Source organism: Massilia timonae (genome assembly GCF_001866515.1).
Taxonomy (GTDB): domain Bacteria; phylum Pseudomonadota; class Gammaproteobacteria; order Burkholderiales; family Burkholderiaceae_D; genus Telluria; species Telluria timonae.
In genome coordinates, this window is record NZ_JRYB01000001.1 from 1,914,652 (window position 1) to 1,928,272 (window position 13,621).

Sequence of the window (13,621 nt, forward strand, 5' to 3'; positions counted from 1 at the left end):
CGTTTGATACCATCCCGAAATGAACGTTACCCCTACTCACCTGGCCGCGACTGCGCGCATTCGCTACCGCCAGAATCTGGCATTGGCCCTGCTGGTCGTCACCGGCGTCATCAACTACCTGGACCGCGCCACGCTCGCCGTCGCCAATGAATTCATCCGCGCCGACCTTGGCCTCTCGCTCGGCGAAATGGGCGTGCTGCTGTCGGCCTTCTCGTGGAGCTATGCGCTGTGCCAGTTGCCGGTGGGCGCCCTGGTCGACAAGATCGGGCCGCGTTGGCTGCTCGGTGCGGGACTGGTGATCTGGTCGCTGGCCCAGGCTGCAGGTGGACTCGTCTCCACCTTTGGCTGGTTCGTGCTGGCGCGCGTCGTGCTCGGCATCGGTGAGGCGCCGCAATTCCCGGCTGCGGCGCGGGTGGTGAGCAACTGGTTCCCCTTGCGAACGCGCGGCACGCCGACCGGCATCTATAACTCGGCCTCGCCACTGGGCTTCGCGCTGGCGCCTTTGTGCCTGTCGCCGCTGATCGCCGCGACCAGCTGGCACTGGGCCTTCTTCATTACCGGCGCGCTGGGCATCGTCGCGGCCATCGTCTGGGTCATGCTGTATCGCGACCCGGTGCGCGAAGAGTTGACCGCCGCCGAGCGGGCTTATCTGGATGAAGGGCAGACCCTGGAGGCTGCGCCGGCGACGGGCTTCGCGTCCTGGCGTGCGCTGTTCCGCCAGCGCGCCACCTGGGGGATGCTGCTTGGCTTCTTTGGGTCGGTGTATTTGAATTGGGTTTTCCTTACCTGGCTGCCGGGGTATCTGCGTACGGAACGTCATATGGACGTGGCCTATGTCGGTGTGGCGGCGACGATTCCCTTCCTGTGCGGGTTCCTGGGCGCATTGTCGGCCGGCTGGGCGTCGGACCAGATCACGCGCCGTGCGAAATCGGTCGTCGCGGGACGGCGGTCGGCGGTGGTGCTGTCGATGCTAGGGATGGTGGCGTTCACGATTCCTGCCGCGCTGGTCGAGAGCAATACCGCGGCGATTGCCTGTATCTCGGTTGTGATCTTCTTGGCGAATGCGGCGTCGGCCTGTTCGTGGTCGCTGGTGACGGCGGTGGCGCCACACAGCCGGGTTGCCTCGCTAGGGGCGATCCAAAATTTTGGCGGGTTTATCGGCGGCGCCCTGGCGCCGATCTTGACCGGCTATATCGCTCAGGGCTGGTCGTTCGTGCCGGCCTTGCTGACGGGCGCCGGCATCGCTTTCCTTGGCGCGATGTCGTACCAGTTCCTGGTGGTTCGGCCGATACCCGAGCAAGATTGATTAGCGAAAGAGGGCTGTAATAAATTGAAGAGTAGAACTATTTTAGTCTGTCACATGCGTTGATCGTAGATCTAGCGCTACGGTAAAGGCGTGCAATGTCTCAACATGTCAGCTTTACGAAGAATTGCTTTTAAGGCAATTTTTCTGTAGTAGGACCCTGATAGTTGTCAGCTAGCAAATCTTCGTGACTGGCCGGCTTGTCAAGGTTGATACTGTTCATATATACAGTATTTTCTTCTGTACAGGGGTTAACGATCTAAGTGATAATGCTGTTCGGATGTAATAGCAGGTATTGCAGTGAACGTTCAAGCAAGTCTTCCACAGGAATTGATTGCACATCAACATTCTTGCTGCAGAAAAACAATTTTAGATAATTTTTGTAATATTCAATTCGATAACTTTTGAAGGTTGTTGGATTAATAGGAATAAATATGCCTTATGATTTAACTGATGAGCAACGTCAAGTTTATCGTGAAACTTCACGTCGTTCGCAGCAGAGAAAAATTGAACTACTTCAGCGCGCGATTGATAATCTGCATGAAGATGAAGGCATGCATGAACCGCGGCTCAACCCTGAAACGCTGATGCCTCAAGCAGAAACTAATGGATTAGCTGCATTGTCACTATTTTCAGGTGGTGGAGGACTAGATTTAGGATTTGAGCGTGGCGGATTTACGCATGTGGCCTCATATGAGTTGCTTGAAATTGGAGCGAAAACACTATCCTCAAATCGTCCTACATGGGAAGTGTTTGGCGGTGTGGCAGGAGACGTGCGCGGGGTAGATTGGCGAAATTATCGTGGCATAGTTGACGTAATTCATGGTGGTCCCCCTTGTCAGCCATTCTCTATTGCTGGACGTCAGGCTGGCATTGACGACCCTAGGAACATGTGGCCTGAATTCGTTAGGTGTGTTTTGGAAGTTCAGCCAAGGGCATTCATTGCTGAAAATGTTCCAGGATTGCTAGACGAGAAATTTAGCGGATTCGTTGAGGAATTTATCCTTAAGCCGCTTCGTGCTTTCTACAAAATAAGAATGTTTGTTTTAAAAGCAGACGACTTTGGAGTTCCCCAAGCGAGGAAGCGAGTTTTCTTTGTCGGCTTCCTCGAGGTCGAAGATTTTGAGAATTTTGTTATTCCGTTGCCGACTCACGGCGATGAGGCCCATCTTTTGCCTAAGAATACTGCAAGATACTCCCTCGGGCTTCCCGATATCGGCTTTGACTGCGTGGTTCCAACTCTTCGTTCTGGCTTTACTGGGCCACGAAATACGACCAGCGTCGTAAATAGCAAAGCATCTATGAATATATGGAACAGCCTACAAATCTGGCCTCACGGAGTACAACGTTCCAGAGCGCAAGCCATTGTTTATCCTCCAGAAAATGGGCATTACCGTCTTTCGGGAACTGATTGCGGGATATTACAAGGGTTCCCTCAAAGCTGGGTATTTGAGGGTGCTGCTTATCAAATTTTAGGTCAAATTGGAAATTCTGTCTGTCCTCCTGTAGCATATGCAGTTGCAACAAGTGTTGCGGCAGCATTAAGGAGAGCAGATGACCGTGCAGGATGATCAACGTGAGAGAGAATTATGTCGTACCTTTAATTTGCATTGGACTCCCGGTCATGAAAGGGGTGGGACGGATGCAACATTTAAAATAAAGATAGGTGACAGAACATTATTGGTGCCAGTAGAAGTCAAGTCGACAACTGGCTCCACTGTGTCTACTGCGCGTGATGTCGGTATCGAACATATCCGAAAATGGCGGTCTCATTTCTGGATAATTGGATATTATTCAAGAGGCGGGCGACCCGAGCTTCAGAAGACTTTATGCTTGAGCCCTAATGACATTGAGCCTTGGGTAGCGTCGATCGAGCAGAAAATACTACCTGATTTTCAAATTGCAGCTTCAGCAGCACGTCGAGTTCAAATGGCCGATCTTTATGCAATTTGCGGGGAAAAGGCAAGTTATACCATTAGTGATGCTCGGAAGCTTCATAAAAATCAGTGGGGAAAAGCAGATTATTTGCGCGAGGCTGATGTTTTAAAGGGTGGGGAGAAGCACTTTTCGCAAGAAAAAATGCTTTTCTTATTAAGATTAAGGTCTCAATATATTGCCGAGCGCGGAGCTACTTTAAATAATCCGCATATCACTAAAACATTTCTTGATAGTTTTTTAGGAACAAATCGCGAAATATATGAAGATTGGTCTTCAAACTTTAAGACGGTTGTTCAAGAATATTTGGCGGCATATCCTGATCATCCATTCGTTAGATGGGAATAGTAGAGCTAGAGCATATTGACTCAGCTTCCTTCTATAAAAGACCTGACTCTTTTTTCTACGAGTGTCAGGTCTTTTATTTCGCACTCCCAGATGACTAGCGACTGCCATCCTAGCGATTTCAGTTTGCTCAATGTTTCCTGGTCACGTTCAATATTTCTCTGAAGCTTTGCATTCCAGAATTCAACATTAGTTTTTGGTTTAAATCCACGTTTGCAGCTATGAGCGTGCCAAAAGCAGCCATGAATAAAAATCAATTTTTTTCTTGCAGCAAAAACAATATCGGGTCGGCCTGGCAAATCTTTCTTATGCAAGCGATAGCGATAGCCCATTGAATACACTAATTTGCGAACAATGAGCTCCGGCTTCGTGTTTTTACTTCCAATTCGCGCCATCAATGCACTGCGCGCTTCTGGATTCATAGGCTAAAATATTAACCTATTGCTATTGCAATAGGTATTAAACGTCGATATTCCCCGCCCGCAACGCATTAGTCTCAATGAAGTTACGACGCGGCTCCACCTCATCCCCCATCAGAGTCGTAAAGATCTGATCCGCCGCAATGGCATCCTCGATCTGCACTTTCAACAAACGACGCACGGTCGGATCCATCGTGGTCTCCCACAACTGCTCCGGATTCATCTCGCCCAGACCCTTGTAGCGCTGCTTGTTCACGCCCCGCTCAGCCTCTTCACGCAGCCACTCCATCGCCGCGTGGAAGTCGCGCACAGCAAACTCCTTCATGCGCTCGCCTTCGCCGCGGCGCACGATCGCGCCTTCGCCCATCAGGCCCTGGAAGGTGGCTGCCGAATCGGCCAGCACGGTGTAATCGGCGCCCGCCACGAAGTCGGCGTCGATCGCGGTCACCTGCACGTTGCCGTGGTAGATGCGTTCGATGCGCAGGCCGTGCTTCTCGGACAGCTCGTCCGACTTGACCTTGACCTTCACCGCCGGATCGTTGATCGCCGCTTCCATCGCCTTGGCCGACGCTTCCGCGCCTTCGAGCGTGGTCAGGTCCAGCACCACGCCGCCGCTGACGATCGCGGTCAGCGCAGCGCGGTCGATCACGCGCGCCAGGCGCATCATGATGGCGTTGGCCAGGTTGTACTTGCGCGCCAGCTCGGCCAGCGCCTCGCCCGTCACGGCTTCAGCGCCTTCGCGCGGAATCAGCGATGCGGTGTTCAGCGCCACGGTCATCATGTAGCTGGCTTCTTCGACGTCATCCTTCAGGTAACGCTCGTCGCGGCCGGCCTTGACCTTGTACAGCGGCGGTTGCGCGATATAGATGTGGCCGCGCTCGACCAGCTGTGGCATCTGGCGGTAGAACAGGGTCAGCAGCAGGGTGCGGATGTGGGCGCCGTCGACGTCCGCATCGGTCATGATGATGATGCGGTGGTAGCGCAGCTTGTCGACGTTGAATTCGTCCGGGCCGATCGAGGTGCCGAGGGTCGCGATCAGGGTCGTGATCTGTTCCGACGACAGCATCTTCTCGAAGCGCGCCTTTTCCACGTTCAGCACCTTGCCGCGCAGCGGCAGGATCGCCTGGAATTTACGGTCGCGGCCCTGCTTGGCCGAACCGCCTGCCGAGTCACCCTCGACGATGTACAGCTCGGCCAGCGCCGGGTCGCGTTCCTGGCAGTCGGCCAGCTTCGAGGACAGGCCCAGGCCGTCCATCACGCCCTTGCGGCGGGTCAGGTCGCGCGCCTTGCGCGCCGCTTCGCGGGCGCGGGCGGCTTCGACGATCTTGCCACAGATGATTTTCGCGTCGTTCGGCTTTTCCATCAGGAAGTCCGTGAGCGTCTTGGCGACGATTTCCTCGACCGGGCCGCGCACCTCCGACGACACCAGTTTATCCTTGGTCTGCGACGAGAACTTCGGCTCGGGCACTTTCACGGACAGCACGCAGGTCAGGCCTTCGCGCATATCGTCGCCCGAGATCTCGACCTTGGCCTTCTTGGCGAAGTCGTTCTCGTCGATGTACTTGTTGATCACGCGCGTCATCGCCGCGCGCAGGCCGGTCAGGTGGGTGCCGCCGTCGCGCTGCGGGATGTTGTTGGTGAAGCACAGCACCTGTTCGTTGAACGAATCGTTCCACTGCATCGAGACGTCGACCGAGATATTCGTGCCCTGGTCCGACATGCGGTCGCCGGTTGCCTGGAACACGGTCGGGTGCAGGACGGTCTTCGACTTGTTGATGTACTCGACGAAGCCGCGGGTGCCGCCTTCGAAGGCGAACAGTTCTTCCTTGCCGGTGCGCTGGTCGCTCAGCTTGATGCTGACGCCATTGTTCAGGAACGACAGTTCGCGGATGCGCTTCGACAGGATTTCGTAGTGGAACTCCACCAGCGTGAAGATCTCTTCGTCGGCCCAGAAGTGCACCTCGGTGCCGCGCTTGTCGGTCTCGCCGATCACCTTCATCGGGGATACTTCCACGCCGTCGACCACCTCGATCAGGCGATCCACCGGCACGCCGCGGGTGAATTCCAGCTGGTGCACTTTGCCGTTCTGGCGCACGGTCACGCGCAGCAGCTTCGACAGCGCGTTCACGCAAGACACGCCGACGCCGTGCAGGCCGCCCGACACCTTATAGGAATTCTGGTTGAACTTGCCGCCGGCGTGCAGCTCGGTCAGGGCGATCTCGGTCGCCGAGCGCTTCGGCTCGTGCTTGTCGTCCATCTTGACGCCGGTCGGGATGCCGCGGCCGTTGTCGGTGATCGAAATCGAGTTGTCGGAGTGGATCGTGACGTGGATCTCGGTGCAGAAACCGGCCAGCGCTTCGTCGATCGAGTTGTCGAGGACTTCGAACACCAGGTGGTGCAGGCCGGTGCCATCCGACGTGTCGCCGATATACATGCCCGGACGCTTGCGCACCGCTTCCAAACCCTCCAGGATCTGGATCGAGGACGCGCCGTAATCATCCGCCTGTGGGGCGGGCTTTTCTGCTGGGATATTCTCGGACATGGACTGCTTTCTATAAGACTATCTAGTTCAGGCAAATGCATACGGGCCGCCGAAGCGGCCCGCGCGACGCGTCAGATGCGCATCGGCATGACGACGTACTTGAAGTCGCCATTGTCGGGAATCGAGATCAGGGCCGACGAATTCGAGTCGCCCAGGGCGATGTTCACCTGGTCGCACTTCAGGTTGTTCAGCACGTCGAGCAGGTAGGTGACGTTGAAGCCGATGTCGATCGCGTCGCCGCCGTAGTCGATCTCGAGTTCTTCGACCGCTTCTTCCTGGTCGGCATTGGTCGAGCTGATCTTCATGACGCCCGGCTCGATGATGCAGCGCACGCCCTTGAATTTATCGCTGGTCATGATCGCGGCGCGCTGCAGCGAACGCAGCAGTTCATCGCGGCTGATCGTGAAGTCGTTCTTGTAACCCTTCGGGATCACGCGGGTGTAGTCAGGGAACTTGCCCTCAACCAGTTTCGAGACCAGCTCGATGTCGGCGAAGGTCAGTTTCACCTGCGAGGCCGCGATGTCCAGGCGCACGGTTTCATCGCTTTCTTCCAGCAGGCGCTGCAGCTCGATGATGGTCTTGCGCGGGATGATGACTTCCTGGCGCTCGAACTGCTGCTCGGTCTCCACCTGGCAGAACGCCAGGCGGTGGCCGTCCGTTGCCACGGCAATGATATTGCTGCCATCCAGCACCAGCAGCAGGCCGTTCAGGTAGTAACGGATGTCCTGCTGGGCCATCGAGAAGTACACCATATTGAACAGGTGCTTCAGCGTCTTTTGCGGCAGGGTCACCGAGGCGTTGTAGCTGTCGGCCACCGAGACGGTCGGGAATTCCTCGGCCGCCAGGGTCTGCAGCGCGAAGCGCGACTTGCCGCTCTGGACCGCCAGGCGCTTGTTCTGCAGGGTCATGGTGACGTCGCCCGATTCCGGCAGCGCGCGCAGGATGTCGAGCAGTTTACGCGCGGCCACCGTGGTGCCGGTCACGTCGTCGCCCGAGCCGATATTGGCGTGCGTGGTGATCTGCACTTCGGTGTCGGTCGACAGGAAGGACACGCTCTCGCCGGTCTTGCGAATGAGGATATTGGCCAGAATCGGCATAGTGTGCCGACGCTCGACAATACCACTCACGATCTGCAGTGGCCGGAGAAGCGTATCTCGGGTGGTTTTGACCAATTGCATAGTTATCCTCAGTACGTTTGAAAGGTGGTGTGTTACTAAAGCGATATTGTGCCATTGCCTGAGGCAAACACAAATATTCCGCTCAAGGGCAGAAAATCAACCCTTGAGCGTCTGTTCCAGTACGTGCAGCTCGTGGTTGCACTCTGGATTCTTCTGGCGGTCGCCAGCAATCTTGCGCACCGCGTGCAACACGGTCGTGTGGTCGCGGCCGCCGAACAGTTCGCCGATTTCGGGCAGACTCTTTTGCGTGAGTTCTTTTGCCAGGTACATGGCGATCTGGCGCGGACGGGCGATGTTCGCCGGCCGGCGCTTCGAATACATGTCCGCGACCTTGATGTTGAAGAAGTCGGCCACCGTCTTCTGGATGTTTTCCACAGAGATTTGACGGTTCTGCACCGACAGCAAATCCTTGAGCGCTTCCTTGACCACGTCGATGGTGATGTCCTTGCCGTGGAAGCGCGAGTAGGCCAGGATCTTGCGCAGCGCGCCTTCCAGCTCACGGACGTTGGAGCGCAGGTGCTTGGCCACGAAGAAGGCGACGTCGTCCGACAGGGTCACGTCCTCGGACTGCGCCTTCTTCAAGAGGATCGCCACGCGCATCTCGAGCTCGGGCGGCTCGATCGCCACCGTCAGGCCGGAATCGAAGCGCGAGATCAGCCGGTCGTCCATGCCCGTGATCTCTTTTGGATACGTATCCGAGGTGATGATGATCTGCTTCTTGGCCGCGATCAGCGCCTCGAACGCATAGAAGAACTCTTCCTGCGTCCGGCTCTTGCCACCGAAGAATTGAATATCGTCGATGAGCAGCATGTCGAGCGAGTGGTAATAGTGCTTGAAATCGTCGAAGCCCTTGCGTTGATAGGCGGTGACGACGTCGCGCACGTACTGCTCGGCGTGGATGTAGCGGATGCGCGCATTCGGCTGGTCGGCCATGACCTGGTTGCCGATCGCATGGATCAGGTGAGTCTTGCCGAGGCCGACGCCGCCGTAGAAGAACAGCGGGTTGTACGACACGCCCGGATTGTTGGCGACCTGGATCGCGGCGGCGCGCGCCAGCTGGTTGGCCTTACCGGTCACGAAGCTGTCGAACGTCAGCTCGGTGTTGATGCGGCTTTGCTCGCGCTTGGGCGAGTTGGCGATGTTCAGGTTCTGGGTCGGGCTCGGGCTGGCGGACGGGCTCGGGTTGTCGGCGCCGGGCGCAGGGCGCGGCGCATTGAAATCGACCGTGGCCGAATTGCCGGACGCGCTCGTGTCTGCCACCTTGCGGGCAGGATTGTTCTTTGGGTCGAGCACGAACTGCACCTCGACCGGCGCTTCCCAGTACTGGGCCGCCAGTTCGGTGATGCGAGTGGCGAACTGCGTCTTGACCCAGTCGAGCTTGAAGCGGTTGGGCGCAGCGATGCGCAGCTTGCCGTCTTCGTAGTCGAGGGCCACCAGCGGTTTGATCCACGCGCTGAATTGCTGCGGCGTGAGCTCGAGCTCAAGCTGCGCGGATGCTGACTGCCAAAAATTTTCCATACTTCGCTTTTGATTCGTAACACGCTATTTTACCTGTCTCGGCCGAAGTTATCCACAGGCGCTGCACATATTTTCCACCGAAACGGCAAGCCGGGGCGACCTCTTGCCAAGCTGGAAAGCTCGCACGATGGCGCTTGGCGAAACAACACCTGCCTTGACATGAGGGTGCGAAGTAGAGTCTAATTCAGGGTTCCCCGTCCGTGCGCCATGCCAGGCTGTGATTTTTCAGCGGCTGGTGGTTGGGCGACGAAAGACTTGCTGTGGCGTGACGCTGGTTTAACCTCGAGCGAAACTGTCATCGGCGCCGAATCTGACACGACGTCAGACCCGATTTTGCATCTTATTTTGCTTTAAGCGAGACCACCATGAAACGTACTTACCAACCTTCCGTCGTCCGTCGCAAGCGCACGCACGGCTTCCGCGCACGTATGGCTACCCGTGGTGGCCGTCAAGTCCTGAACGCTCGCCGCGCCAAGGGCCGCAAGCGTCTGGCTGTCTAAGTCACGCACCGCAGATCGATTGCGGTCGGTGATGACAGGCGAAGGTTCGCACGACTTCGCGCGCGTTCGGCGCATCGTTAAAACGGATGAATTTTCATCCGTTTTTCGTTTGCGGCCGACGCAAAAAACGGCGCATTTCGTGCTCTACACGCGTCCGAACGACCTGCCGCATGCGCGGCTGGGCGTCGTTGCGGCCAAGCGTTTCGCGCCGCGCGCGGTGACCCGCAATACGATCAAGCGCATGACGCGCGAGCTTTTCCGTACGAGCAGCCTGGCGCCGGTCGATTGCATCGTCCGCCTGTCGCGTCCCGTCAACGCCAAGGATGGCCCGGCCACCACGCGCGCCCTGAAGGCCGAGTTGAAGGTGGAACTGGCGCGCCTGTTCGCTTCCCAGAAGCCGCGCCCTGCGCGGGCCGGCTCGCCATGAAGACGCTGCTCGTCTGGTTGCTTCGCGGCTACCAGCTGCTGCTGTCCCCCATGCTCGGGCCGCGTTGCCGGTTCTATCCCAGCTGTTCCAATTACGCAATCGAAGCGCTGCGCGTCCATGGCGCCGCACGCGGTTCCTGGCTGGCCGCGCGCCGCGTGGGCCGCTGCCATCCGTGGAACGCGGGTGGCGTCGACCCGGTGCCGCCCAAAGACGGCGGCCCCAAGGAATCCCATTCAGCCGCTTGCGGTTGCAACCACTCCTGAAGACTCCAATGGAATTCAATAAACGTACTGTCCTGTGGATCGTGTTCGCCATCTCCCTGATTGTTCTCTGGAACAATTGGATGGTGGCTAACGGCAAGCAGTCGCTGTTCTCGGCGCAACCGCCGGCGCAAGTCGCTCAGCAGAATAAACCGTCGGACGTGCCGGCTGCCGCGCAGCCGGGCAGCGCCGCCGTGCCGGGTACTCCGGCGGCTGCCGCTACCGCCGTGCCGGGCGCTCCGGCTGCCCCTGCGGCGCCAGCCAGCCAGATCGTCACCGTCACCACCGACGTGGTGAAGGTCGACATCGACTCGGTCGGCGGCGTCATCAAGCGCCTCGAGCTGCTGCACTATCCGGATCACTTCGACAAGACCAAGAACCAGGTCCTGTTCAATGTGAACGGCCCGAACGTCTACCTGGGCCAGACCGGCCTGATCGGCACCAGCGCCGCCGGCGTGCTGCCGAACCACACCACGCCGTTCACCGTCAAGTCGGCGCAGACCACGCTGGGCGGCAACAACCAGGCGCAGGTCGTGCTGGAAGCCGAGCAGGGCGGCGTGCGCCTGACCAAGACGCTGACCTTCCGCAAGGGCGATTACCTGGTCGGCGTGCGTCATGACGTCACCAACATCAGCGCCGCACCGGTCCAGCCATCGCTGTACCTGCAGCTGCAGCACGACGGCAACAAGCCGGCCACCGATTCCTGGTTCATGCCGAGCTACACCGGCCCGACCCTGTACACCGACGCCGACAAGTACCAGAAGCTGACCTTCGAGGAAATCGAAAAGGGCAAGGCCGACCACTCGACCAAGGCGGATAACGGCTGGGTCGCGATCTCGCAGCACTTCTTCGTCTCGGCCTTCATCCCGGCCGACAAGGCGCCGCGCGACATCTTCACCAAGAAGATCGCCAACAACCTGTACGCGATCGGCACCGTGCAGTCGCTGGGCACCGTGGCGCCCGGCGCGACCGTGTCGAACGACACCCGCCTGTATTCGGGTCCGCAGGACGAGCAGATCCTGGAAACCATCACCCCGGGCCTGGAGCTGGTGAAGGACTACGGCATGCTGACCGTGATCGCCAAGCCGATCTTCTGGGTGATGACCCAGCTGCACTCGATGCTGGGTAACTGGGGCTGGACCATCGTCGCCCTGACCATCCTGATCAAGCTGGCCTTCTTCCCGCTGTCGGCCGCCGGCTACCGCAGCATGGCCAAGATGCGCGTCGTGACGCCGAAGATGCAGGCGATCCGCGAACGCTACAAGAGCGACCCGGCCAAGATGCAGCAGGCCACCATGGAGCTGTACAAGACCGAGAAGATCAACCCGCTGGGCGGCTGCCTGCCGATCCTGGTGCAGATGCCGGTGTTCTTCGCCCTGTACTGGGTGCTGCAGGCATCGGTCGAGATGCGCGGCGCGCCATGGGTCCTGTGGATCCAGGACCTGACCCAGCCCGACCCGTACTTCATCCTGCCGGTGATCTACGCGGTGTCGATGTACATCACGACCAAGCTGAACCCGCAGCCGACCGATCCGGTGCAGGCCAAGATGATGCTGTTCATGCCGATCGCGTTTTCGGTGGTGTTCTTCTTCTTCCCGTCCGGCCTGGTGCTGTACTGGGTGGTCAACAACATCCTGTCGATCGCCCAGCAATGGGTCATCACCCGCAAGTTCGAGAGCGGCGCGGCCAAGTAATTCGCAGCCTTCTCGTGAAAAGCCCGCGCTTCGAAAGCGCGGGCTTTTTGTTTTTGAAGATCCCGTATCCCTTACAATCGCCCTCATGAAACTCGATACATCACCCATCGCCGCCATCGCCACCGCCCCGGGCCGCGGCGGCATCGGCGTCGTGCGCGCCTCCGGCAAATCGCTCGCCTTCCTGGTCGACGCCCTGTTCCCCGGCGTGACCCTGGCGCCGCGCCACGCGACTTACATCCCGTTCAAGGCCGCCAATGGCGACATCATCGACGAGGGTCTGGCCCTGTACTTCAAGGGACCGCATTCCTATACCGGCGAAGACGTGCTCGAACTGCAGGGCCACGGCGGCCCGGTGGTGCTGCAGATGCTGCTGGCGCGCGTGCTGGAAGCCGGCGCGGCTTCAAGCCTGCGCCTGGCCGAGCCGGGCGAATTCACGCGCCGCGCTTTTCTGAACGATAAACTCGACCTGGCCCAGGCCGAGGCGGTGGCCGACCTGATCGACGCCTCCACCGAAGCCGCCGCCAAGTCGGCCTCGCAATCGCTGTCGGGCGCCTTCTCGCAAGTGGTGCACAAGCTGGTCGACGGCACGATCAATCTGCGCATGCTGGTCGAGGCCACGCTCGACTTCCCGGAAGAAGAAATCGACTTCCTCGAAAAATCGAACGCGCGCGGCCAGCTGGCCGGCATCATCGAGTCGCTCGAAAACGTGTTCCGCCAGGCGGCGCAGGGTGCGCTGCTGCGCGAAGGGCTGAATGTGGTGCTGGTCGGGCAGCCCAATGTCGGCAAGTCCTCGCTCTTGAATGCGCTGGCCGGGGCCGAGGTGGCGATCGTCACGCCGATCGCCGGCACTACGCGCGACAAGGTGAGCGAGACGATCCAGATCGAGGGCATCCCGCTCAACATCATCGACACCGCGGGCATCCGCGCAGTGAGCGAAGAGATCGACGTGGTCGAGCGCATCGGCATCGAGCGCACCTGGGGAGAGGTCGGCAAGGCCGACGTGATCCTGCACCTGCTGGACGCGAATCTCGGCCCGAGCGCGGCCGACGAAGCGATCGTCGCGGCCTTCCCGCCCAACGTGCCGGTGGTGCGCATCTGGAACAAGATCGACCTGTCGGGGCACAAGCCGTCGAAGGACGAAAGCGCGGACGCCGTTCACCTGTATCTGTCGGCGCACGAAAAGCTCGGCATCGACCTGCTGCGCGCCGAACTGCTGCGCATCGCAGGCTGGCAGCAGACCGGCGAATCGCTGTACCTGGCGCGCGAGCGTCACCTGATCGCGCTGCGCGCCGCGCGCGAACACCTGGAACTGGCGCGCCAGCACGCGATGCAGGACGACCAGTCGCTCGACCTGTTCGCCGAAGAGCTGAGGTTGGCGCAAGACCATCTGTCGAGCATCACCGGGCAATTCACGCCGGACGATCTGCTGGGCGTGATCTTCAGCCGCTTCTGTATCGGCAAGTAACGGTCAACAAGCGTCCAGCCGGCTCGTGCTAGGCT

Annotated in this window: 12 protein-coding genes; 8 read left to right on the plus strand and 4 right to left on the minus strand. The window is 59.0% G+C overall.

The genetic code is table 11. From position 1 onward, the window contains the following. The first annotated feature begins 19 nt into the window (after positions 1 to 19). The 3 genes from LO55_RS08280 (at position 20) to LO55_RS25765 (ending at position 3,586) form a co-directional block, all read left to right on the plus strand. Entirely contained in the window at positions 20 to 1,306 is a 1,287-nt protein-coding gene (locus LO55_RS08280; RefSeq protein WP_071361112.1) for an MFS transporter, read from the plus strand. Positions 1,307 to 1,737: 431 nt separating this feature from the next. Then, positions 1,738 to 2,874 (plus strand): DNA cytosine methyltransferase, encoded by a 1,137-nt coding sequence (locus LO55_RS25760; protein WP_083415249.1) that lies wholly within the window; start codon positions 1,738 to 1,740, stop codon positions 2,872 to 2,874. Further along, entirely contained in the window at positions 2,858 to 3,586 is a 729-nt protein-coding gene (locus tag LO55_RS25765) for a hypothetical protein (RefSeq protein ID WP_083415251.1), read from the plus strand. The genes LO55_RS25760 and LO55_RS25765 overlap by 17 nt, the downstream gene beginning before the upstream one ends. 20 nt (positions 3,587 to 3,606) lie before the next feature. Here LO55_RS25765 and LO55_RS25770 read toward each other — a convergent pair whose 3' ends face one another. The 4 genes from LO55_RS25770 to dnaA all read right to left on the minus strand — a co-directional run bounded on the left by LO55_RS25770 (position 3,607) and on the right by dnaA (position 9,240). After that, complete coding sequence (locus tag LO55_RS25770; RefSeq protein WP_083415253.1) at positions 3,607 to 4,005, minus strand: very short patch repair endonuclease; 399 nt, start codon at positions 4,003 to 4,005, stop codon at positions 3,607 to 3,609. 37 nt (positions 4,006 to 4,042) lie between these two features. Then, positions 4,043 to 6,544, minus strand: coding sequence for a DNA topoisomerase (ATP-hydrolyzing) subunit B (gene gyrB, locus LO55_RS08285; protein WP_071361113.1), 2,502 nt, complete (start codon positions 6,542 to 6,544; stop codon positions 4,043 to 4,045). Between the two features lie 71 nt (positions 6,545 to 6,615). Beyond that, complete coding sequence (dnaN, locus tag LO55_RS08290; RefSeq protein WP_005664571.1) at positions 6,616 to 7,722, minus strand: DNA polymerase III subunit beta; 1,107 nt, start codon at positions 7,720 to 7,722, stop codon at positions 6,616 to 6,618. A gap of 96 nt (positions 7,723 to 7,818) precedes the next feature. Further along, on the minus strand, positions 7,819 to 9,240 hold the full coding sequence (gene dnaA / locus LO55_RS08295; RefSeq protein ID WP_005664573.1) for a chromosomal replication initiator protein DnaA: 1,422 nt from the start codon (positions 9,238 to 9,240) through the stop codon (positions 7,819 to 7,821). Positions 9,241 to 9,605: 365 nt separating this feature from the next. Between dnaA and rpmH the strand changes: the two genes are divergently transcribed. From rpmH to mnmE, 5 genes are all read left to right on the plus strand, one after another. Then, the gene (gene rpmH, locus LO55_RS25775; protein WP_040378179.1) at positions 9,606 to 9,740 is read left to right on the plus strand and encodes a 50S ribosomal protein L34; all 135 of its coding nucleotides are present in this window, start codon (positions 9,606 to 9,608) and stop codon (positions 9,738 to 9,740) included. 31 nt (positions 9,741 to 9,771) lie between these two features. Continuing rightward, on the plus strand, positions 9,772 to 10,167 hold the full coding sequence (gene rnpA / locus LO55_RS08300; protein ID WP_083415255.1) for a ribonuclease P protein component: 396 nt from the start codon (positions 9,772 to 9,774) through the stop codon (positions 10,165 to 10,167). Next, entirely contained in the window at positions 10,164 to 10,430 is a 267-nt protein-coding gene (gene yidD, locus LO55_RS08305; protein WP_005664577.1) for a membrane protein insertion efficiency factor YidD, read from the plus strand. The genes rnpA and yidD overlap by 4 nt, the downstream gene beginning before the upstream one ends. An 8-nt stretch (positions 10,431 to 10,438) precedes the next feature. Then, a complete protein-coding gene (gene yidC / locus LO55_RS08310; protein WP_071361115.1) occupies positions 10,439 to 12,121 on the plus strand; it encodes a membrane protein insertase YidC in 1,683 nt (560 codons plus the stop codon). An 85-nt stretch (positions 12,122 to 12,206) separates the two neighbouring features. Next, positions 12,207 to 13,586 carry a tRNA uridine-5-carboxymethylaminomethyl(34) synthesis GTPase MnmE gene (gene mnmE / locus LO55_RS08315; protein ID WP_071361116.1) on the plus strand — a complete coding sequence of 460 codons (1,380 nt, stop codon included), beginning with the start codon at positions 12,207 to 12,209 and terminating at the stop codon, positions 13,584 to 13,586. Positions 13,587 to 13,621 lie beyond the last annotated feature (35 nt).